General features: G+C 43.4%; 19 protein-coding genes. 9 read left to right on the forward strand and 10 right to left on the reverse strand.

The window, feature by feature from the left end:
* Positions 1 to 43: 43 nt before the first annotated feature.
* Positions 44 to 916 carry an Rpn family recombination-promoting nuclease/putative transposase gene (locus V1L52_RS05720; RefSeq protein WP_428771503.1) on the forward strand — a complete coding sequence of 291 codons (873 nt, stop codon included), beginning with the start codon at positions 44 to 46 and terminating at the stop codon, positions 914 to 916.
* Positions 917 to 954: 38 nt separating this feature from the next.
* On the opposite strand, the gene V1L52_RS05725 is transcribed toward V1L52_RS05720, so the two are convergent.
* Genes V1L52_RS05725 through V1L52_RS05745 form a run of 5 tightly spaced genes read right to left on the reverse strand, consistent with a single transcriptional unit; the run spans position 955 to position 7,661 of the window.
* Complete coding sequence (locus V1L52_RS05725; RefSeq protein WP_428771505.1) at positions 955 to 2,043, reverse strand: sensor histidine kinase; 1,089 nt, start codon at positions 2,041 to 2,043, stop codon at positions 955 to 957.
* A gap of 1 nt (position 2,044) precedes the next feature.
* Entirely contained in the window at positions 2,045 to 2,659 is a 615-nt protein-coding gene (locus tag V1L52_RS05730; protein WP_428771507.1) for a response regulator transcription factor, read from the reverse strand.
* Positions 2,660 to 2,665: 6 nt separating this feature from the next.
* Entirely contained in the window at positions 2,666 to 3,964 is a 1,299-nt protein-coding gene (locus tag V1L52_RS05735; RefSeq protein ID WP_428771509.1) for a hypothetical protein, read from the reverse strand.
* 6 nt (positions 3,965 to 3,970) lie between these two features.
* On the reverse strand, positions 3,971 to 5,335 hold the full coding sequence (locus V1L52_RS05740) for a glycoside-pentoside-hexuronide (GPH):cation symporter (protein ID WP_428771511.1): 1,365 nt from the start codon (positions 5,333 to 5,335) through the stop codon (positions 3,971 to 3,973).
* Between the two features lies 1 nt (position 5,336).
* Positions 5,337 to 7,661, reverse strand: a complete 2,325-nt coding sequence (locus V1L52_RS05745) for an alpha-galactosidase (protein WP_428771513.1) — start codon at positions 7,659 to 7,661, stop codon at positions 5,337 to 5,339.
* Positions 7,662 to 9,059: 1,398 nt separating this feature from the next.
* Between V1L52_RS05745 and V1L52_RS05750 the strand changes: the two genes are divergently transcribed.
* The 4 genes from V1L52_RS05750 to V1L52_RS05765 all read left to right on the forward strand — a co-directional run bounded on the left by V1L52_RS05750 (position 9,060) and on the right by V1L52_RS05765 (position 12,871).
* On the forward strand, positions 9,060 to 9,539 hold the full coding sequence (locus tag V1L52_RS05750; protein WP_428771515.1) for a pyrimidine dimer DNA glycosylase/endonuclease V: 480 nt from the start codon (positions 9,060 to 9,062) through the stop codon (positions 9,537 to 9,539).
* Positions 9,540 to 9,721: 182 nt separating this feature from the next.
* Complete coding sequence (locus V1L52_RS05755; protein WP_428771517.1) at positions 9,722 to 10,987, forward strand: ABC transporter substrate-binding protein; 1,266 nt, start codon at positions 9,722 to 9,724, stop codon at positions 10,985 to 10,987.
* A 114-nt stretch (positions 10,988 to 11,101) separates the two neighbouring features.
* Positions 11,102 to 12,019 carry a carbohydrate ABC transporter permease gene (locus tag V1L52_RS05760; RefSeq protein WP_428771519.1) on the forward strand — a complete coding sequence of 306 codons (918 nt, stop codon included), beginning with the start codon at positions 11,102 to 11,104 and terminating at the stop codon, positions 12,017 to 12,019.
* 15 nt (positions 12,020 to 12,034) lie between these two features.
* The gene (locus V1L52_RS05765; RefSeq protein ID WP_428771790.1) at positions 12,035 to 12,871 is read left to right on the forward strand and encodes a carbohydrate ABC transporter permease; all 837 of its coding nucleotides are present in this window, start codon (positions 12,035 to 12,037) and stop codon (positions 12,869 to 12,871) included.
* Between the two features lie 93 nt (positions 12,872 to 12,964).
* On the opposite strand, the gene namA is transcribed toward V1L52_RS05765, so the two are convergent.
* The gene (gene namA, locus V1L52_RS05770; RefSeq protein ID WP_428771521.1) at positions 12,965 to 13,984 is read right to left on the reverse strand and encodes an NADPH dehydrogenase NamA; all 1,020 of its coding nucleotides are present in this window, start codon (positions 13,982 to 13,984) and stop codon (positions 12,965 to 12,967) included.
* 105 nt (positions 13,985 to 14,089) lie between these two features.
* On the opposite strand from namA, the gene V1L52_RS05775 reads away from it, so the two are divergent.
* Complete coding sequence (locus V1L52_RS05775) at positions 14,090 to 15,037, forward strand: tocopherol cyclase family protein (RefSeq protein ID WP_428771523.1); 948 nt, start codon at positions 14,090 to 14,092, stop codon at positions 15,035 to 15,037.
* A 12-nt stretch (positions 15,038 to 15,049) separates the two neighbouring features.
* On the opposite strand, the gene V1L52_RS05780 is transcribed toward V1L52_RS05775, so the two are convergent.
* Positions 15,050 to 16,888, reverse strand: a complete 1,839-nt coding sequence (locus V1L52_RS05780; protein ID WP_428771525.1) for a PQQ-binding-like beta-propeller repeat protein — start codon at positions 16,886 to 16,888, stop codon at positions 15,050 to 15,052.
* Positions 16,885 to 18,102 (reverse strand): class I SAM-dependent RNA methyltransferase, encoded by a 1,218-nt coding sequence (locus V1L52_RS05785; protein ID WP_428771526.1) that lies wholly within the window; start codon positions 18,100 to 18,102, stop codon positions 16,885 to 16,887. Before V1L52_RS05785 ends, V1L52_RS05780 begins: the two co-directional genes overlap by 4 nt.
* Positions 18,103 to 18,159: 57 nt before the next feature.
* Here V1L52_RS05785 and V1L52_RS05790 point away from each other — a divergent pair, with 57 nt between their 5' ends.
* Complete coding sequence (locus V1L52_RS05790; protein WP_428771528.1) at positions 18,160 to 19,089, forward strand: alpha/beta hydrolase; 930 nt, start codon at positions 18,160 to 18,162, stop codon at positions 19,087 to 19,089.
* 60 nt (positions 19,090 to 19,149) lie between these two features.
* A complete protein-coding gene (pcnB, locus tag V1L52_RS05795; RefSeq protein WP_428771531.1) occupies positions 19,150 to 20,301 on the forward strand; it encodes a polynucleotide adenylyltransferase PcnB in 1,152 nt (383 codons plus the stop codon).
* Positions 20,302 to 20,474: 173 nt separating this feature from the next.
* Here pcnB and V1L52_RS05800 read toward each other — a convergent pair whose 3' ends face one another.
* Positions 20,475 to 21,335, reverse strand: a complete 861-nt coding sequence (locus V1L52_RS05800; RefSeq protein ID WP_428771533.1) for a hypothetical protein — start codon at positions 21,333 to 21,335, stop codon at positions 20,475 to 20,477.
* Positions 21,322 to 22,425 carry an RluA family pseudouridine synthase gene (locus tag V1L52_RS05805; RefSeq protein WP_428771535.1) on the reverse strand — a complete coding sequence of 368 codons (1,104 nt, stop codon included), beginning with the start codon at positions 22,423 to 22,425 and terminating at the stop codon, positions 21,322 to 21,324. The genes V1L52_RS05800 and V1L52_RS05805 overlap by 14 nt, the downstream gene beginning before the upstream one ends.
* Positions 22,426 to 22,511: 86 nt before the next feature.
* Here V1L52_RS05805 and V1L52_RS05810 point away from each other — a divergent pair, with 86 nt between their 5' ends.
* Positions 22,512 to 22,979, forward strand: a complete 468-nt coding sequence (locus V1L52_RS05810; protein WP_428771537.1) for a divergent PAP2 family protein — start codon at positions 22,512 to 22,514, stop codon at positions 22,977 to 22,979.
* The last annotated feature ends 14 nt before the right edge of the window (positions 22,980 to 22,993 follow it).

The following is a 22,993-nucleotide window of genomic DNA, read 5'->3' on the forward strand; positions in this document are numbered from 1 at the left end:
GTGTGATTTTCGTGCTATAATTAAAGGCGTCGGGAGGTTAAAAATGCACAAAAGTTTTGATGATTTAACCATCGCCGATGATTTTATGTTTTGCAAGGTAATGCAGGATGAGGAAGTATGCAAAACTTTTCTTGAAATGACCCTGACCGGCCAAATCGGAAAAATCATATACTTATCATCGCAAAACGCAATAATCACCGGTTCGGAAGCAAAAGGCATACGTCTTGATATACTGGCCAAAGATGAAAACGGTAAAACTTACGATATAGAAATGCAGGCCGTTAATGAACATAATCTTCCGAAAAGAATGCGTTACTATCAGGCGGCTATCGATATTCTGTTTTTAGACAAAGGTGAGCATTATAGCAGCCTGAACGATACCTATATAATCTTTTTGTGTCTTTTCGATTCGGTTGGAAAAGATAAACCTGTTTACACATTTGAAAATGTCTGCCTTGAAGACAGGCAAACACTCTTACAAGACGGCACAAAAAAGATTATAATAAACGCAAGCGCCTTTAAAAAAGCCGAAGACAAAAATTTAAGCGGCTTTCTGGAATACGTCAAAACCGGCACGGTTACGACAGAGTTTACAGGGAGGATAGAAAAGATGATAGAAAAAGTAAAAAGCACTGAACAGGCAAGAAATGAATACCGCTTTATATCCGGATTTGAAATGGACGCCCGCTATTACGGTAGACAGGAAGGTATAAAAGAAGGCCGAGAAGAAGGTATAAGAGAAGGCCGAAAAGAAGGTATAAAAGCGGGTATAGCTCAAGGCAGAAGCGAGGGCTTTGCCGATGGTTTATATCAAAAAGCTCTTGAAACGGCAAAGCTGATGAGATTTGAAAATCTGGGTAGTGATTTGATTTCAAAGGTTACAGGTCTTTCCATAGAGGAAGTGGAAAATTTGTGATTGAAAAAGTATAAGTTAATTATTTGCAATAATATTCTTCAAATTCCCTTATAAAACGTAAATTTAAATACGGCACCGTTTTCGTTGTAAGCGCAAAGGGTACCGTTGTTTTTTTCGGCAATGGATTTTGCGATGTTTAAACCTAAGCCGAAACCTTTGGAATCGGGAGTTTTATAAAAGCGGTTAAAGACGGAGCGCAAGGCTTCTTTTTGAATACCGCTCCCGTCATCTTTAAAGATAACTTCCGTGTAAAGGGGCGTTTCGTTAAAAAAGACGTTTACAGTGTTTCCCTTTGAAAGATAGGAAGCTGCATTTTTAAAAATATTCATAAAGGCTTCGGTTATCCAATAATAGTCGGCGTTTATAAGGATACCGGAAGATTCGATATGAACGGCAATACCTTTTTGTTCAAAAAGATGTTCGCAAGCCTCATAAGCTTCAAAACAAGCTTCATAAACGGAAAGCGGAGCTTTTTTCATCGGCACGGTTCCGGATTCAAGGCTTGCCGAATGAAGCAGCCTTTCGGTAAGCTCATTTAAGCGGTGCAGCGGAGAATTATCTGCGGACGGGCTTGAGTTTTCCAAAGAAAGGAGCATTGCCGTAATGGGTGTTTTTATTTGATGGGCTATATCTTCAAGATTTTTTTGAAATCTAAGCTTTTCGGCTTGAGCATTTTCCCGTTCAAAAATGAGTTCGGTATACAGCTTGTAAAGCCTATCGTAAAGAATCCCCCCGTTTTTAGGAATCAGTTTTCCCTCTCCTTTTTCAAGGGAATCAAGGTAGGAGGCGATGTTGTCCGTTTCTTTTTTATTCTGCCGCCTGTAAAAAAAACATTCCAAAAGAAAGGCACTCAAAATCAAAACAAAGACGGCACAGAACATAAGATAAAAAAAGGAGTAGTCCTCCCTATACATGAGTTTTTCAAGGAGTTCCGTTTTTATGTCTTCCGTCCGTATGCTCTCCGTTTTTATTTTTTGCAGGGCTTCAATTTTTTGTTCATCGGGAAGATACTGTAATACGGCGGAAAGAGAAGCCGTATATTTTGCCTGAAAGTTTTTGTAAGCAAAAAAACTGAGAGCCGTCAAAATGCAAAAATAAACGGCAAAGCGTATTTTTAAGCCTCGCATGTTAACCCTTCCACCTGTAGCCTATTCCTCTTACGGTTTCTATCTTTGAGCTGCCTATCTTGTTTTTAAGGCGGCTCATCGTAACGGTCAGCGTGTTATCTTCTACAAATGCCTCGTCCTTATCCCAAATATGTTCCAAGATAAGGCTGCGCGTTAAAACCGTGCTCGAGTTATTTAAAAAAAGGCTCATTATTTGATATTCTTTTTTTGTCAATATAATTTCCTTTTTATCGATGAGAATTATAGGCTCTCCGTTTTTTATATTCAAATAAATATCCTGATTATTGTTCCGGCGTAAAATTGCGTTTATCCGCGCTTTAAGCACATTGAGGCTGAAAGGCTTTGTTACATAGTCGCAAGCCCCTTCTTCCAAGGCCCTGACAATCGTTTGCTCATCATCTTGAACCGAAATAACTATGCAAGCCGATTTTATTTTCGGGATAAGCGGTAAAGAAGATTCTCTGCCAAGGTTTAAATCGAGGAGTACAATATCGGAATCAAGATAGGGCAAAGCCTCTTTTATCGAGGCAGCTTCCGCAATATCGAAATCCGCCTTAAAAAAGGTTTTTATCTCTTTTCGTATCGCATCATCGTCTTCAATTATAAGGAGGGTCATAAGTTTTTACTCTTTTTCAAACCTTGATTTTTCTGCCAATTTGCGTATATTTTTATTTGCATCGTATTGTATTTCACGGTATATATTGGAATCGGCAATACCATGTTCCATCATTTTTTCGAGCACCTGTCCGCGACATATTGAACACTTTGTTTTGTGATAGAGTAAGCGTAGAATATACTTAAAGATATCGTGTTTTGCCAACTCTTCCGACTCCAAAACGGAGTCAACAATATCTTCAATATCGTACATACCGCAGTTATCAAGCAGTTCAAGCAGTTTCCATTCCTTATCTTCAGAATAAAATTGTACGCAAATTTTTAAAAAACCGGTTGCCGTGTTTTCATCGTAACGTTCAAGCAAAAAATCATATACATCGGGATTATGCAAGGGAATGAGAGCTTCAACAAGGTCTGTACGGTATTCTCCGTCTTGAATCGAGTCAAAGGAATCGAATAAGGCTTGGAGCGGTACCTGTATACATTTCTTCGGAAATAAACGGATCAGTCTTTTTTTTAGTACCTCATCTGCTCCGATAAAACAACCGGAAAGTTTTTTTATATCCTCATCGCTTGCCTGCCTGTTTATCCAACGTCGAATGCGCGGAAGTTCCGCTCTTTCTTTGAAATCCGGTTTTTGTAATGTTAAAATAACTTCCTCTGCCGTATAACTTTGAACCTCTCTCGGCGAGTGTTCCCGTTTTGTTTGGGCTATGTTCAAGTAGCGGTATATAGCAGGGTCGTGTTCTTCTTGAAGCATCGCCGTTATTGTTTCTGTATCATAACCCGTATACTCTTGAGCATATAGTTCATAAAAATAATACTCTGTAAATTCTTCTATATCCTTATCTGCAATGCGGGAACCGAAATAGCGGGCAAGATATACGACCGCTTCATACTTATCAAGTTTTATAAGTTCTTCGACACCGCGTACCCACGGAGATAGATCTTCTTTTGCGTAGTATTCGAACTTTTTATACAAGGCATTTTTCTCAAAGCGGCCGTCTTGTGCCAGCCTGACAGCAAAACCGAAAACCTGTATATCTCCCCAATCATCTTTTGTCATTTTGTGAAAATATGCGATAACTCTGTCGTCAATCTTTTTTCGTTCAGGATACAGTTCCAGTAAATTATACATATAATCCGAGCGGCTCCCTTCACACTGCGGATCGAAAGCTTTATTTTCGATAATATTTTGGTAGAAAATATCTTCTACAATTTCGGATGGCTGAATACATTTATTTTGAAGTAAAATATACGGAACACCTGTTCCTTTTTCCAATTCCTGTTCAAAAACAGTTATCATAAATCCTTACTCTTTCCTTACCAGCTCTCCGCGCTCTTCAAGTTCCGTTAAAATGCGCTCATAGGTTTTTTCGTCTATTTTATAACGGAGGCGGTAGAGGATGTAGCTGCCGACAATGCAAAAAAGAGGAAAGACGAGCATGGCGCTCTTCATCATCAAAAGGCCTTCTTTTGTAACCTCGGCGGCGGAAGAGGCTTCTTTGATTCCCGAAAGGATGACGACTGCACTTACGATGCCGTTTCCGATAGCTCCCGAAAGCTTATTGATAAAGGGCTGAATCGAAAACGAAATGCTGTCATTCCGCTTGCCCAGCTTCCAATGGCCGTAGTCAACGCAGTCGGCAAGGAACATGAGCATCATAAGCTGAATAAAGGCTTGGCCAACAAAGAGCAAAACGCCCGAAATGCCTATAAAAAGCATGGTATTTGTAGGAGCAAAAAAGAAGATGAGGTAGCCCGCCAAGACCATTATTATCGAAGCCGTATATATGTTCTGCCTTACAAAAAATTTACTTAAAAGCGGAAAAATGATTAGGGCTGAAATTTGGGAAAGGCCGAGAATAACCGCAAATACGGAGTACATACCTTCATCGCCGTAGGCATACTTAAAAAAGTAAAGGCCGAAACTTGTTGTAGTCATGTAGCCTATCATAAAGAGGGTCATGGCTATTGCCGTCAAAAGGAGCTGGTCGTTTTTTACGATAACGCTTAAAAGTTCTTTTAGGGAGGTATGTTTTTGAGGCTTTGTTATTTCGGGCTCTTTTACTCCGATTAAGGTTATAATCTGACCGAGCCACATAATCACGGTAACCATAATTGCAAAGAAAAAATATCCTTTGGCAAGACTTCCCGTCTTATTGCCCAAAGCAGTTGTAATGGGCACTATTCCTGCAACAACAAAGAAAAGCCCCACATTTGCACAAATACGGGCAATAGCGCCTATTTTTTCCCTTTCCTTTTGATCCACACTTAAAGAAGGAAGCATCGACCAATAGCTTATATCGTTTGTCGTATAAGTCATGCCCCATAAAAGATAGATAATACCGAAAATGGCAGCATAGGCCCCGCCCTTAATCCCGAAATCGGTAAAAAGAAGTATTGTTAAAATCCCCGAGGTCAGGGCACCGAAGGCTATCCAAGGCTTAAACTTTCCGTACTTGGTCTTGGTATTATCTACTATCAAGCCCATAATCGGGTCATTACAGGCATCAAAAATGCGGGCTGCAAGGACAATAACCGTAATGCTCCACAATACGTTTGTAGGAACATAGATTACATCTGTCATGTAAAAAATAAGATACATGCTTATCAATGAGTAAACCATATCGCGTCCTATAGTACCCAGACCGAAGGTCCATCTGTTTTTGTTCATTTTATCCCGCTTCCTTTGTTATAAATAAATAGGAGCCGAAATCTCCTAAAAGCTGTGTCTTTGTATTATAATACGAACCCGTAAACTGGTTGTTTAAAAAAATGCCCTGCTCCAAAAGTTTGCCCGAAGCCTTATAGGTTTCAACGCAGTCATTCAAAGTATAAAAGCGGTTTGCCGTCCGCAAAATAAAACCGTCCGGATCGAGGCTTATCGGCAATATATGCTTTACAAGGCCGCCGAAACGTTTAAGAAAAAGCCGCTGCGGTTTTGTTCCGATTGTGTAGACGGTATCGCTTTTAAGACCTCTGACTTTCAAAACCGTATGAGTGTCGGCTGTCTTTGCAGTCCCCTGAAAAAATCCGGTAAGCGCGACATTATCCCGTGTGCATTGCCAAAAAAACTGATTGTCTTTAAAACCGTTCGTGTGCGAAAAATCACCGAATTGAAACACTTTTCGGTATTTTTTATAAAAAGCGATTTGTTCTTGTATTTCTTTTTTTTCTGCATACGTTAAAAACTGCAAATCAAGTTCATAGCCGAGAACACCGAAGCAGGCCGTATTAAAGCGTGTGCTTAAAGAAGTTTCGCGCAGCGTTTGCTGGTGAGGCGCCGCCGACACGTGGGCACCCATTGTCGAAAGGGGATACAAAATGCTTAAAGATGATTGAATCCGCTGGCGCTCGACAGGGTCGGTGTTATCCGATGTCCATATTTGCGGCGAAAAACAAAGCATACCCAAATCAAAGCGGTTGCCTCCGGACGAGCAGCTTTCAAGCAGGATGTGCGGCCGCTCATCGAAAATCCGGTGAAGGATTTCATACAAGCCCGAAACATAACGGTGAAAAAACTCACCCTGATTTTCGAGAGACGGCGAAAAGGCTGCGCCCAGATAACGGTTCATATCCCATTTTACATAGGAGATATCCGCTTCATCCAAAATACGGCATACGTTTTTTACGATATAGTTTCGTACTTCCGGAAGGCAGAGGTTTAAAACAAGCTGATGGCGGCCGCGTACCGGCTGCCTTGACGGTTCTTTTACCGCCCATTCAGGATGAGTGCGGAATAAATCGCTGTCTTCGTTTACCATTTCCGGTTCAAACCAAAGCCCGAAGTCAAGGCCGATTTTGCGTACGCTGTCGGCAAGGCGTTTTATACCGCCGGGAAGCTTTTTAGTGTTTACGCTGTAATCGCCCAAGCCTGCCGTATCGCTGTTGCGTTCTCCGAACCATCCGTCATCGAGTACAAAAAGTTCGATGCCGATTTTTTTTGCCTTTTGTGCCGTCTTTAAAAGCGAGCGGCGGTTAAACTTAAAAAAGTTTCCTTCCCAATTATTGAATAAAACCGGGCGTTCTTTTTCCTTCCATTCGCCGCGCACAATGCAGTTGTTTACAAAACGGTGCATATTTTTTCGCATACCGTTAAACCCTGCCGCCGAAAACGAAAGGACCGCTTCCGGTGTTTCAAAACGTTCTGCCTGTTTTAAATCCCACGAAAAACAGTGGGGGCTTATACCGATACCGATGCGTATTAAATCCGTATGGCTTTTTTGAATAAATCCGAAATGATTACCGCTGTACACAAGATTAAAGGCGTACACTTCGCCCGAATCTTCATCGGCGTTCCGCGAAGTCATTAAAAAACCGGGGTTGTGCCGATTGGAACTTGTTCCGGTCGTCGATTCATTTACCCACATTCCGTACGCAATTTCTTTTGAATGAATATGAGCTTCCTTTGCCCAGCTTCCGTCAAAGGTATGCATGGTAAATCCTCTGTCGGGAAGGTCAATCATCATACTCATTATGCGCCGTATTTCCAAGGGTTTTTCGCTTCGGTTAATTAAAAGCGCCCGCCGCGTAATCACATCGCAGGACGGAAAAACCGTGTAAAAGAGTATCAATTCGACATCTGTCGCATCTTTTAAATTGATGACGAGGGTTTCGGCGTCTTTGTTTCCGTCAACGGCCGAGGGGAGGGAAGAAGGCGGCATGCAGCCTTTTTCCGTTTTATGAGATGTGTATATAAAGTCGTGGGTAAAGCTTGTATCGGGCATACGGATTTCCGCAGGGCAATACCGGTAATCTCCGCGTCCGTTTCCCGACCACTGTAAGGGAATGTTATCGAGTACGTAGAGGGGATTTTTTTCGTCGTAACAAACCGAAGAGCCTCTTTGCGCCGTACGTTTTAAAGCAAGGGTTTCAACATCCTCATCTGCGAGCTTTGTGCCGTAATAAAGAGTTTCCAAATGTCCGTACTCGGTAACACGGAAGCGGTAACTTGAATTATCCGTTTCCAAATTAAATACCTTGTTTTCACAGTGAATCATACCCGAAAAGTATAACGATTTTTGCCGGAAATATAAAGGGGCGGGGGAGACTGTCCTGCTTTTACTCCTGCCGCTTTTTAAAGCGGACTTTTCCGAACTTGACCGCAAAAGTTTCTTATGCTACTGTGAAAGGGGCTTTGAGAGTACTATGAAATAAGGAGGCCGGATAAGTGAAAAAAATAGTGTTGGCGGCAGTAACTTCGGCTTTGAGCATTGTAATGGTATATGCTTCCGCAAATGTTCTGATTCCGGCAAAATGATATAGGGGGTGTTTTCTATTCTATTGAGTATGGAAAATGTGTTACATTTTAGAGCAAAGATAGATAAAGAAACAGCCGCTGTCAGTTGCTTACGGGATATACTGGCATTATTATTTTTTACCACAGTCTACTGAATTTACAAAAAAGACTTCTCTGTCTCAACTTGACTGCAAAAGTTTCTTATGGGATACTGTATATAGAGGTGCGGTTTTATGGATTTGTTTAAGAATGAGCATAACAATAATCAAAAAATATTAAATAAAATTGTCTATTATTTTCTTTGTGTAGTGGCTATAATATCGTTTATAATTTCCGTATCATATATTTTTTACTTAGGCAATATGCCCAAAGGATTATCGGTTTTAAGTACTGTATTGAGTTTAACGGGACTGTTAATTTTTTGGGTGCTTAATTATCGTATATTACCTCTTGTTTTATTTTTAATATCTTGCTTTATGAGTTTTGTCTATATAAAGGCGGGATATTTTTCGTTTGCGGTAAATATTCTTTTCGTTTTGATTTTTTTACACGGGTTTTTAAGAGGCCGGGAGAGTAAAAGAACGGAATACAAGATATGAAAGGTAGTTTATCTCCCGCTCGGTTTGGGATGCTGTACAGTGTTCTTTGTTTAGTTGCAGGAATCCTTTTAAAAATATTCATGCATAAAAAAATCGCAACAACTGATATATATATTATGGACATTTTTATAATTGTGTTTTTTGCTATGGCATGCGGGAGCTATACTGTATATTCAAAGCTTGCGAGTATGCACAATCATCAGGAGTAAATAATGTTTGAAAAAATTTGTGATGTTTTAATATCGTTTTTTAAAGTTCTTTTCCGAACTTGACCGCCGCTCTTTTTTATGTGATACTGTTTAAAATGAGCGTCTAAAACAGCGCCGCTCATTTTAACTCGAGTTTGCCTTTCGGCAAACGTCGCAAGATTATATGCCGTTTCTTATTGTATTACGAAGAGGCGGCAAGTCATCAATCTCAACTCTTTATAGAGTTTTCGGTTAATGAATTTTAAGGAACGGCGGTGCTGCCGAGCCGATTTGACGAGTTTCCCGGTCGGTTCCGATTACCGGGAACTTCTTGAAGATGCCGTGACGGAAAAATATCTTAGGTAATTAAACATGCGCTTATGGTCTTTACACCCGAAATATCTTGACGCCAAGGGCTTGGTTGCCTTGTGGCGGGAAGCCCTGCTTGCCCGGAAAGTGCTGGAAAATAAAACAAGGGGCTATAAACATCATCCTCAGCTTGCGCGTTTTTATGCGTCCGGCGATCCCTTGAAGTTCATCAATTTATTTTTGCATGAAGTATATAACGAAGCATGCCTGCGCGGTTATACGTTCGATAAAACAAAGGTAGACATTCCGCCTCAACCGCAAAGCGGATTCATCGCCGAATTTATTACGGTAACCGACGGGCAGCTTCAATATGAATTCGGCTTTTTACAGCACAAACTTTTAAAACGCGATATAAAAAAATATAACGAAAACCGTGCATTGACAGCCGATATTGCCGTCAATCCCGTTTTTAAAGTTGTTCCGGGCGGAATAGCCGAATGGGAAAAGGTAAAAATACTGCCGGATATGGATGGAGCTGTCTGAAACCTCCGCCGGTTTTTCGAAGCTCTCTTTTTCTTGTATACAAAAAACGATTTTTTCCTTGACAGATTGAATTTTTGGAGTGATAATAAATATATAAAAGAGTGTAAACGATTACAACCTGTTTAGGGTTGCGGTTGTGTATATTCTTTTACATTTTTTTATGTTCCACAAAGGAGTATTGTATGAAAAAAATTGCAATCGCGGTGCTTGCGGTCTTTATGGTTGCGGCATTGTTGCCTGTGTTTGCCGCAGGATCCAAAGATGCCGCAGGAGGCGAAAAAGTAACTTTGACCATGGGTTCATGGAGAACCGATGACGTGGTGCAAATTACCGCGCTGCTCAACGAGTACAAAAAAGTAAAACCCAATGTAACGATTGAGTTTAAACCGACAATCAACGTCGACTATAATGCGACATTGCGTTTACAGCTTGAAAGCGGAACCGGCCCCGATTTAATGTATGCCCGCTCCTATGCAACCGGCGCAAAACTGTTTACCGACGGTTATTTTGCCGATGTAACCGACATTCCCGGTTTAAAAGAAAACTTTACGGCCGGAAACCGCGCTCCGTGGACTGCTCCGAACGGAAAAGCCTTTGCGGTTCCTTTTAACGCTATCGTACAGGTCGTCTACTACAACAAAGATATTTTCAAAAAAGCCGGTGTCGCTATTCCTCAAACATGGGAAGACTTCCTTAAAGCATGCGACTCCTTGAAAAAAGCCGGCATTACCCCGCTTTCAAACGGTCTTGCCGATGAATGGGACATCAACGAATGCTTTATGATGGGTATTTTGCCCGGCTTTGTAGGCGGAGCCGAGGGCCGCGCCGCTTACGAAAAAGGTAAGGTTCCTTTAAACGATGCAAAGATGGTTGCCGCCTTCCAGGCTATGGCGGATGTTGCAAAATACTGCCCCGAAGGATTTTCCGCTCTTACCTACAACGATTCGATTGCTTTGTTTGCAACCGGTAAAACCGCTATGTGGGTAGACGGTTCATGGAATGCGGGCGCTTTTAAAGACGTACCCTTTAATTGGGGAACCTTTGCGCTTCCGGCTCCCGCAGGTAAAAAAGCCGCTATTTGTTTCCATCCCGACACCGGTATGGCTTACAACAAGGCGACCAAACACGAAAAAGAATGTAAAGAATTTCTTGCATGGCTTTGTACGGTTGAAGGTGCTACCGTTTCCGCCAAATTCATGCCCACCGGATTTTTCCCGATGCTGAATGCCGCAATTAAAATCGAAAATGCACATGCAAACGAAATTCTCGCTCTTACACAGGGCAAATTGCAGGATGCGCGCTTTGTTTGGGAACGTTTTATGGATGAACAGCCCAGCGGTTACGTGCTTATGAATCAAGGCGTTATTTCCGTCATGAAGGGTGAAAAAACCGCAAAGCAAGCCGCAGACGAATTGGCTGCCGGTGTTGCCAAATGGTATAAACCCTGACCGAGGGATTGTGCTGCTTTTGATGAACGGGGAGCCTGAAATCCGTTCGGGTTTTCCGTTCATCTTTTATAAAAACATCATAAAAGTTATTTTAAAATACAGGGGTATTTTTAAATGATTATGAAAAAAAACGCCCGATATTCCTGGCTGCCGTATATTATTCCCGCCTTAATCGTTTATACCGTGTTTATGGCCTTTCCCTTGGCCGATTCAATCCGTATGAGTTTTTTTACCTCAAACGCTTCCGGTAAAAACGTGTTTGCAGGCTTAAGCAATTACCGCTCCCTCTTTTCCGATGCGGAAAATGCGCGGCGTTATTGGGGCGCTTTCGGCAATACTTGGTACTTTTTTTTAATCCATATACTTGTACAAAACTTTTTAGGTTTGGTTTTTTCTTTGATGCTTACCTCCAAAGGAATGAAGGGGGTGCGTTTTTATCAAACGATTATTTTTATTCCGGTAACCCTCGCTATTTTGGTAACCGGTTATTTATGGAAACTGATTTTAAATCCGCAGTGGGGCGCTTTGCCGCTTTTGTTAAAAAATATCGGCCTTGAATCATTCGTAAAGCCTTGGCTCGGCGAGCAAAAGTATGCGCTTACCGCCATATCGCTGGTTTCTTCGTGGCAGTGGGTAGGAATTCCGGCAATGATGATTTTGGCGGGCTTACAAACCATCTCCGACGATTTATTTGAAGCCGCCGATATTGCAGGATGCAGCGGCTGGCAAAAGATTTGGTATATAAAGCTTCCGCTTATTAAGCCGGTTATCGGTATGGTTGCCATCCTTACCTTTGTCAACAACTTTAATGCATTTGACGTCGTTTTTGCAATGGAAAACGTAAACGGAGCTCCCCAGTATGCAACCGACTTAATCGGAACCCTCTTTTACCGCGTCGGAATTGCGGGCCAGCATCCGGTGGGAATACCCAATCCGGGAATGGGCTCGGTTATTGCAACCGTTACCTTTATTATGCTTATGGCCGGAGTTGCCGTTATTTTACGTTTGACCCGCGGCGACAAAGACTTATAGGAGAACACCGTGAAAATAAAATCATCTTTGGCACGCGAAAGACTGCATCTCGGTTCCCACATAGTCCTTTTGTTTTGGACCTTTTTGGTTATTTTTCCTTTGTGGACGATGATTATAAACTCGTTTAAATTTAAATTCGATATTTACACCGACCCGTTCGGACTGCCTAAAAAATGGAATTTCGGAAGCTATGTTTCGGTTATAAAAGAAGGCGACTTTTTTTTGTATTTTAGAAACAGCCTCTTTGTAACCCTCGGTTCCATTTTTCTGGTACTGCTGTTCGGCTCCCTTGCATCCTATGCGATTGTAAATTGGAAGCATAAACTTTCACATTTTTTGTACGTGTTTTTTATTGCGGGAATGATGCTTCCGATAAAAATCGGCAGTATCCGCCTTTTGCAGCTTGTAAAAAGCCTCGGCCTTTTAAATACCGTGTGGAGCCTTTTTCCCGTGTATACGGCGATGGGTTTACCGATAGCGGTCTTTGTTTTAACCGAATTTATACGGCAAATTCCCGCCGAATTGACGGAAGCCGCCGTAATCGACGGTGCGCGAAGAAGCCGGGTTTTTACGATTGTTATTTTGCCGCTTTTACGTCCCGCCCTTGCAACCGTTGCCATTTACAACCTCATTCCTTTTTGGAACGATTTATGGTTCCCCTTGATTTTTATCAATAATGACGAACATAAAACTCTTTTGCTCGGCGTAACGCGCTTATTCGGCCAATACATGACCGACTGGTCGCGCATTTTGGCGGTTCTTACTCTTTCGGCCGTTCCCGTTTTGCTTTTGTATCTTACCATGTCCAAAAACTTTATCAAAGGTTTAACTGCGGGAGCCGTCAAGGGCTGATTTACAAGCTGACGGATTATGTACCTGTATAAGGGGATGTAAAACTCGGGCTGTCTTAAACGAAATTAAGACAGCCTTTTTTATGTAAAAGTTTTATATAAAAGCCCTCATGTACTGCGTGGGCACCTCTATATCCGCTTTAAGCTCTTTGGCCGCATTCAATGCAAAGTAGGGATTTCTTAAAAGTTCTCTTCCTACATACACTTGTTCGATGCCGTCGGCTGCAATCACATCGTTTGCCTCTTTTGCACTCACGATGAGACCGCCCGCCGCGACGGGAAGTCCCGTCCGTTCCTTAATTATCTTTGCGCAGGGTATTTGATAACCGGGAAAGGCCTTAGGTATTACATTTACCGTGCCGCCGGTACTGACGTTCACCGAGTCTATTCCCTTATGTTTTACGATATTGAGCATAAGCGCAATATCCTCGGCCGTATTGCCGCCTTTTGCATAGTCATCGGCGGATACCCGTACTTCAATCGGTTTATCCTTCCACACGGATTTTACCGCGTCGAGTACGTCGCCTAAAATTCGTACCCGGTTTTCGGGATTTCCGCCGTACTCGTCGCTTCTTTTATTCGTAAGCGGCGATAAAAACTCGCTTAAAAGATAGCCGTGGGCGGCGTGAAGTTGAATCATATCAAAACCCGCTTTGCCGGCTCTTGCGGCAGCCTCCTTAAACTCTTCCACCGTATCTTGTATATCCTCGTTTGTCATCTCTTTGGGAACCGCCGATTTTTCATCAAAGGCTATCGCCGAAGGCGCTTCAAGTTCTATTCCTTTGACACGGCTTTTTCTTCCTGCATGACCGAGCTGTACGGCGGCTTTACTTCCGTAATCGTGAATTGCATCCGCTATTTTTTGTAATCCCGGAATAAAATCGTCGCTCCAAATCCCCAAATCGTTTTCCGAGATTCTTCCTTCGGGACTGACCGCCGTCGCTTCCACGGTAATAAGAGCCGTTCCTCCGAGGGCCCTTGCTGCATAGTGCATAATGTGAAAATCGGTAACCTTCCCCGTTTCCGGTGCGCAAAACATACACATCGGCGCCATCACAAGCCGGTTTTTAAGTTCCAGATTTTTAATCGCGTATTTACTGAATAAATGGGCCATTTTGTTCTCCTTGCTTTCGGATAGTATAAACAGTATATCCGTTTTCGTAGTAAAATGCTATAATAAATACATAACACAAAATTTATAATTTATAAAGGAACAGCTATGAGAGATATTGCATTTCGGGGAAGTAAAAATCATAACAACTATTTTGAAGGCTGGTATTTTAAATGTGTCGATGAACAAAACGATTTGATTGTGATACTTATTCCCGGAATCTCTATTTTTAAGGAAAAAACGGCATTTTTACAGTACATTATTTACTACAAAACACATACGGCAAGCGGATTTTTAAAATATGATATAGACGATTTTAAAATCACCGAACCTTTTGGTATCAAACTTCCTCACGGGTTTATTTCAAAAGAACATATACAGCTTGCATTTGAAGATATGGAATGTAATCTGAAGCTTACCGATTTTACGCCGTTAAAAAATACGGTTTTAGCCCCTTCCATCATGGGATTTTTTGAATATTTGAAAATGCCCTGCTATCATGATATTGTGAGCCTAAATCATTCCGTAACCGGTACCGTTCTTTTAAAAAATGAGCGCATTGAATTTAACGGAAAAGGTTATATTGAAGGCGACAGGGGAAGCAGCTTTCCGCAATTTTATATTTGGGCTCAGTGCAATAACTTCACATCGCAAAACTCGTCTCTTTTTATGTCCGTTGCGGATATTTCAACTCCGTTTTTTAAATTTCTCGGTCATATTGCCGTCTATTACCGTGACGGTAAAGAATACCGTTTTGCTTCTTATGCCGGAAGCAGGGCGAAAGTCGATGTATCCGCCGATAAAACCTCTGCGCGTATTGAATTTACAAACGGCAGTTATTGTTTAAAAATTGCTCTTGAAGCGGATAAGGGCAATCCCCTTATTGCGCCGATGAACCGCGCTATGGATTTTAAAATAAAAGAGCAGGTAAAGGCGAAGGTAAAAATCGATTTTGAAAAAACAGGTGTCGAAAAAGCCGATGCGGTTTTACACACCGACAGAAGCGAATTTTGTGCCTGCGAGATTGTCAACTGGAATACGGGGTGCAATACTTAGGGCTTGTATGTGCTAATGTTCAAGCTCTATAAAACGAAGCATAATTTCGCGTACCCGTACTTGCAGCATACCGTCCCGTGTGCGAAGCGAAAGCATATCCGATAATATCGCTTTACCGCGTTTTATAAAGGCGGGGCGCCCCATGTAGCGGCATAATGAGTAGACTGCTTCTGCAAGCTCGATAAGAACGCTATCACTGAGCGATGTCTTTTTTACGTTGTATACCTGTTCAATCGCTTCAAGCATGCTTCCGTCCGGGTCATAGCCGAGTTTTCCCGCACAGTGTAAAGCTGCCGCCAGTAATACCGGTTCGTCTTCATTTTTTAAAAAGAGGGAAACGGCATAATTAAAGTCGGCGGTTTCAAAGCGTTCTATAAGGTAAAGGGTATTGATTTTTTCGGCCGCGTTTACGGAAAGGCGTTTTTGTAAAACCGCGTATTCGTCCTGATAGGCGTTTAAATCGCTTTTTATGCGTTTTTTATAGCCGTATTCTTTCGCACCGAAATCACCCTGTTTTAAATGTGACGCAATGTCCGCCGTTCTTTCATAGCGGCCGGATGCACCGGATGGAGGAGGCAAGGATAAGTCGGTCTTATGTGCGGTAAAAGCTTTATATCCGTATAGCTTTATTTTTTCAGGTTTAAAATCGTAGTTTCCGCCCCTTCGTTCTTCCGCAGACTCCTGCAGTTTTGCAGGCTCTTGCAGTTTTGCCTCCGTTTGTTTTGCTTTTAAATCGTATCCGGATACAATCCACTTATCGCCGCAGAGAATGAGGTGTAAAGAAGGGGTAATCAGAGGAAAATGCGCATTCGCTGCCGTTTTAATTTTCGTTTCACGGATAATATCTCCGTTTGCTGCCGCATAAGAAACCGCATATGTGTATTCGGCCTTTGTGCGGACAAAGTGATAGGCGTGCCCGTCAAAAAAAGCATCGAATTCTTCTCCCGCCTTTAATTCCGGATTCCGCGTTTTCCATAAAAGCCGCCCGCTTTGTGTTTGATAGGCACAGAGTACGGAATCGGCATAGAGAATGCAAAAGTTTTCGGTTCCGTTAATAATCAATTCACCGGCCCTGTTGCTTGAAACGGGGGGAATTGAATAGAGGGTGGAGGTCCGCGATTTAACAACGGCAACGCAGCCCGCCGTTCCCGTTTTAAAGCCTGTAAGAACGCCGTTTTCGCAGGAAAAAAGGGCCGAAAGTTCTGCGGTAAAGACAATGTCTTCCAATAGTTCTCCGTAGGGCGATATGCGTTTTCCCGTACTTGCACTTCCTTTTTTTTCACGCGGAATATATAGGAGACTTCCGTCATTCATCTCGGTTAAAGGAAAATCGCTTTTTTCCGGTAAAAGGAGCGTCCAGCGCTTTGTTCCGCCGCTTCCGTAACAGCTGACCGAACCGCTTCCGGCGGTAAATACGCGTCCGTCACGGCCGCAAAGGGGAGGGCTTACCGCCTTTTCGGGCAGGATGCGGCTCCATAATAAGGTTCCGTCGGGATTATACAAAGACAGCCTTGTACCGTCGGAAGAAACAAGGTAGATAAAGTTTTTTCGGCTCACCGTATAGAGGGCGGAAGCTTCTTCCGCCAAACGCCGCCGCCAAATAACCGTACCGTTTCCCGTACATGCGCTTAGGATTTTTCCTTCGTTGATTGCCGCAAAACCGTAACTTGTCCGCTTCGGAGCGGCCAGGGCATTGCCTCCCAGCACCGACTGCCATAGGGGTTCGGTAATCGTATTTTGTGCAAAGTTGCCGGAAGGGGGTGCTTCATTTTTTTCGGCGGCGCCCAAAGGGATAAGCGGTAAAAGCAGCAAAAAAAGAATACGGCTTTTTTTCATTTCCGATACCTTCACCGGTTTCCGCTGTATATAAGACAGGCGAGGCTTTCCATATGAGATGTATGCGGATAAAAATCGAGCATACGGAAGTCCGTTATTGTATAACCGGCTTGAACAAGGCGCTTTAAATCGCGCGCATGGGTTGCAGGGTCGCATGAAAGAGAGCGGATAATCGGAGGTTTTGAAGCGGCTATATAATCGATAACCTCTTTTTCGATTCCCGTCCGCGGAGGATCGATAATCAGGGCATCGAAGTGTTCGGTTTCAAGCCTGTTTTCAAAAGACGCTGATTTTTGCCGCCCCTGTTTTAAATGTTTTTGCGCCCATTCGCTTCCCCTCATCGTATAGGTATTGAGCTTGCAGTGAATGCCGTTATTCCGATAATTCGTTTCGGCAAAGGAAAGCGAGCGTTTATCCGATTCTACAATAGTTACCGATTCAAAGTTTTCGGCGGCAAAAAGAGATAAAACCCCCGTTCCCCCGTACATATCGAGCAGGCGTTTTCCGCGTAAATCCTTTGTAATAAGGGGAAGCGTTTTTTCAAGCATGTGCATATTTGACTGAAAAAAGCCGCGTACATCGAAACTGAGGCATTTTCCGTTTAATGAGATTGTGCATACGGGAGAAGCATCCGATGCGCATACGATTTTGGAAGAGGCTGCTTCCTTTGTACCGCCTATAAGGCGCTCATCGGCGAAGACCGTCATCCGTTCTGTGTTGAGGACTTTTTTTGCCGCAAGCGCTCCGCTTTGTAAAAGGGTGCGCAGGGGCTTTACCGCACAGGGGCAGTCTTTCAAACGCACTATATCGTCGGATTTTCGCTGTTTTAGTCCGCCTGAGTGAAACTGAAAACGGCTTCGGTATTCCGTATCGGGGCCGCTTACGATTTGTATCTGCGGCATTGCACCCTCATTTCCTAAGGAGCGCACAAGCAAGTCTTGAGCTATATTTTTTTTCAATTCAAGCTGATAAGCATATGATGCATATTGAAAATTGCAGCCTCCGCAAAGGCCGTAGTGGGGACAAAAGGGTTGTGTGCGGTGGGGAGATGTTTTGACGATTTTTTTTACCGCAGCCTTATCGTAATCTTTTTTCGATAAAACGATTTCGACTTCAAGCTCTTCTCCCGGCAGGACTCCCGCTGCAGAGCCTATAAAAACGGTTTTTCCGTTTATTTTCCCGATGCAGTCTCCCCCAAAAACCGCCTTTTGTGCTATAATATGAATCACGGATACAGTATACCGAAATATTGCCGATAAGTCAAAAGATATGAGGCGGAGGCTCAAATGAAAATCGATACAAAAAGCGATTATATCGTTATGGAAGACGGGGCACGGATTGCTCTGCATACCTGGATACCCGAAGAAAAAAAGATTCAATATGTACTTGCCGTAAGCCACGGTATGGCCGAGTATGCCCTGCGTTATGAGCGTTTTGCCCGCTTTTTATGCGCACACGGTATAGCCGTATATGCCCACGATCACCGCGGACACGGACAAAGCGCCGCTTCTAAAGAAGAGCTGGGTTTTTTAGCTGAAAAAGACGGTTTTCAAAGGGTTGTCCTTGATTTACGGCGCATCATCCAAAAATGCCGCGGCGATTTTTCCGGAGCAAAAATAATCCTCTTCGGTCATTCGTTCGGTTCCTTTGTCGCACAATCCTATATGGAACAATTTTCCGCGGAAATTGCGGGCTGTATTTTATCGGGAACCGCAGGTCCGCGTTTGCCGCTTACTGTAATCGGAAATCGGCTTGCCTTTCTTGTCAAAGCCTTTAAAGGCGGAAGATACCGCTCGAAATTTTTGGACAAGCTGAGCTTTTCTTCCTATTTGGACAGAATTCCCGAAAAGAATAGCCCCTTTGCCTGGCTTTCCCGCGATAAAGACGAGGTAAAAAAATACGAGGCCGACCCCCTTTGCGGCTTTTTATGTACCGCGGGCTTTTTTTACGATTTAACGGACGGTTTAAGCCGTACTCACCGGGCAAAAAATATAAGGAAGATCAGGAGAGATTTACCCGTACTCTTATTCGCCGGAACCGCCGACCCGGTAGGCTCTTATACCGGAACAATCCGCTCCTTGGCGAACGCATACCGCAAAAACGGCATGAGCGATGTAACCGAAACCTATTACGAGGAAGGCAGGCACGAAATGCTGAATGAATTGAACTATGCCGATGTGTATGCCGATGTACTCGCATGGATTTCGGCGCGGTAGGCGTTCTTGCCGCTTAAAATGTACTTGACCTCGAATGCGTATTTGTTCTATTATTGAACGGTGTTATTTCGCTATACGTCCAATAAAAACGGGCATCCGGTAAAAACCGCCCTGATTTACACCGAAACGGAACATTGTATAAACAAAGCCGATATAGACCCCGATGCGCTGTGGGTACTGCGCCGGCTTAAATCGTACGGATTTGAAGCCTATATTGTAGGCGGTGCCGTGCGCGACCTGCTTTTAAAAAAAGAGCCGAAAGATTTCGATTTGGTTACAAATGCGACTCCCGCACGAATAAAAAAAATGTTCCGTAATTCCTGTATTATCGGAAAACGCTTTCGTATTGTGCACATTTTTTTCGGCCGTAAAATATTCGAAGTAACCACCTTCCGCTCCTTTACCGACGGTATTACAATCGGTAACAGCTTCGGGACGATGGAAGAAGACGTACACCGCCGCGATTTTACCTTAAACGCCCTGTATTACGATCCTGCAAAAAATCATATCATCGACTATGTAGGCGGGGTAAAAGACATACGCGCGCACAAAATCGTACCGGTTATTCCGCTTAAAAGGATTTTTACCGACGACCCCGTGCGCATGCTCAGGGCCGTAAAGTACGCCGCATGCACGGGCTTTAAAATGTCGTTTTTTTTAAAGCGTAAAATCGCTTCATCGGCCCGTCTTTTAACTTCCGTATCTCCTTCACGGCTTACCGAAGAACTCGTTAAAATTCTCAATTCGGATCATGCCTGTGAAATAGCATCTCTTGCATCGCAAAGCGGTGTATATATGTATTTACAGCCTGCCGCTTCGGTACTCATAGCCGAAAAAAAGGATTTTGCGGAATCTTACTTTAGAAGCCTCAAAGAACTCGGCGAATTTAATAAGCACAGCCATGACGAGCGCTTGGGGGCTAAAATAGTATACATCATACGGGATTTTATCGATAATTTAACCGATTGGGATGCCGAAATAAGGGCTTTGAACGCTCCCAAAGGCGCTCACGAGGGAATAAGCGCCGTCGAATTGTATAAGTTCACCTGGCGCGAATGCCGAAGCTTTGTGCTTCCGATGAATCCTCAGCGCACCGAATTGGAATATGCCGTCCGCTTTTGTCTTAAAAAACTCGGCGTTCCGGTTCGCAGTCAAAAAAAGGTTAATAAGCCGAAGGCCGCAAAAGAAAAACAGAAAATCGGAGTTATCTAAAAACCGCTTTTCTTCCCTTTGCGTACTCTGCGCCCCCTTGCGGTTACATCGGTCAGGCAGGGCACGCTAAGAGCGCAAGATTTTAGGGGCTCGAATTTTATTCTTTATAAATTTCTTTGCATTCCTTGCGGTTAAAATCTCTCACTGCAGAGGTTTTCGGGACTATCCTGCTTTTACCGCGATATTTTATCTACAATAATGTTTACGCTTTCTATTAAGATACCCGTGTAGCGCTCGATATTGTCTATCACGTATTTTTGCAGGTTGTGAATCTTTCCGACCAATTCGGTTCCGAAGGGAACGTCGGTTGTAATCACCAGCTTATAACCGTGGGCATTGGTTTTAATTGCAAGTTTTTTTATTTTGATTTGATTGTCGTATTCGCTTACGCAGTGCATAACCATTTGGGTGAGGGCGGCTTCGGAAATGCTTACCCTGCCTTTTTTTGAAAATTCGGGGCGTACTACCGATTTTTCGTATACCTTCGTATTTGTACCGGTAATTTTTTCTTTTCGGGCAAGCTTTATTCTGATTGAATCGTAAAAGATTTGGGGATAACTGCGCTTTATTGCCAATGCGGGAACGGGAATAACGTGCTTGCCTTCAATGCGCCGCGATCGTATGGCAAGCTCTATTTCTTCCTGTGTGGCTATATCTTCTATTTTAATAATCCGCGACGGAGGGGGAACTTGCAGCCGCATGGCAATTTTTTGTACCATTTTTTCCGAGGTTCCCAGTATAAGCAGGCGCTTTATATTTTCTTTTTTCATTGCGCGGGCTATTTCGTCGCGGTGTTCTTTTTCATCGAAGACGGCGGTACGCACGGCCGCCAAAAAGGTTTTTTCGCGCTTTGCCGAATGGCCCGCCAAAATTTGGTCGTCCCGGATGAGTAGGCCGTCGTCTATAATTGCATTGATATCGTATTTTTGCGCTAAAAGTTTTGCGCGGAAGCTTTTTCCCGTACCGCTTTCTCCGACAAGGGCAAAGACCGTGATTCCTTTAAAGAGCGAAAAGATATCATCAATAAGTTTCATTACCGACAGTATACGTTGAAACGTCGGCTTCGGGCAAGTACCTTTTTATAAATCCCTTAAAAAATGCGGGAAGGGGAGCGGATATTTTTTGCGGGAGCTTCAGAACATTGTCTTTATCGAAGCCGAGCGAAAAAGCGTGTAAAAAAAGTTCCCGGCTGCCCGCGGTGTCCGGATAGCGGAATGCTTTTGCTCCGTATGCCGTATCTCCCAAAAGGGGAAAACCGCAAAAGGCCGTCTGTGCCCTTATTTGATGAGTACGTCCGGTTTCTATAATAACCCGTACGAGGGTGCAGTCAAGTCCCGCCTCGGGTATAAAGCCGGCTGCAAGCGGTTCAATGCGGCTGACGGCTTTTTTAGCTTTTAGGGGCGGACTGTCGGCATCAAGGGGTGCCGCCTTACTCGGGGCCGTAAAAACCCGGACGGTTTTGAATGACCGGGACTTGCTTTGTTCCGCAGTTTGGGCCCGAGCCGTTTTGGTTTCTTTGCCGCGTTCGATAAAATGTTCGGCTTCAAGCGTTTCCGTCAATTCCCCTTGTAAAAGGGCAAGATATTCTTTTTTTATGCGCCTGTGTGCAAGGGCTTCGGAAAAAAGGCGGGCACCGCGCAAACTTTGCGAAAAACAAACCAGGCCGCTGGTTCTCCTGTCTATGCGGTGAAGGGGGCCCGGGCGGAACGACAAAGAAGTTTTTCCGCCGGTTTTGCATGCGTCAAAATACTCGCGCCTGATAAGTTCATCAACGGAAATACCGCCTTTTGAGCCGCCTTGGACGGGAATGCCGTATGCCTTATTTATAATGCGGATATCTTCGTTTACGAATACGTCGGTAAAAAATGCGGAATTGTCCGTAACGGATGAGCTTTTTTCCGCGTTTGCGTCTTTTTTTTGCAATAAAAAGGACGCTATATCGAGACGTTCTCCTTCTGATACGCGAAACGAAGCGTCTTTTTTTCCGCCGTTTATACGGATTATACCGCTTCTTATGCTTTTATGAATACGCGAAAGCGGTTCTTCAGTTAAGAATTTGCGCACAAGGCGGTCTAAACGTCGTCCTTCATCATCTTTTTGTACGATAAATTGCGTAAAATCCATTAAATACGAGTATAACGGCTTATAAAAACTTTGCCTACTAGACAAAAATCGGTATACGGGTACAATAAAGTAATATGTTTGTGACAATGCGGGAATACTTATATTCTTTTCTTTTAAACCCCGTTTCCTTATCGGCTTTGTTCAGTTGGTTGTCCGCACAGTTTATAAAAACGGTTATAAAACTTTTAACGGGCCGGGTAAAGGATTTAAAAGAACTTATTGCCTTGCTTTTGTGGCGGACCGGAGGAATGCCTTCGAGCCATTCGGCATTGGTATGCGCTTTGACGACGTCCATCGGCTTCCGTTCGGGCGTGGATTCCGATATTTTTATTCTTGCCTGCTGTTTTACGCTCGTGGTTATACGCGATGCCGTCGGGGTACGCCGTGCAAGCGGTCTTCAAGCTCGCAGTTTGAACGAGCTGGGAAAAAAACTCCATCAAAAAGGCATGATAAACTTTCAAGCCGTTAAAGAAGTGCACGGTCATGCTCCCCTTGAAGTCTTTGTCGGTTGTCTTTTAGGACTCTTTACCGGAACCGCTTTTTCAGTATTGTAACGATATTTTAGCTT

This window comes from Treponema sp. HNW (genome assembly GCF_050320395.1).
In the GTDB taxonomy this organism is placed as follows: domain Bacteria; phylum Spirochaetota; class Spirochaetia; order Treponematales; family Treponemataceae; genus Treponema_C.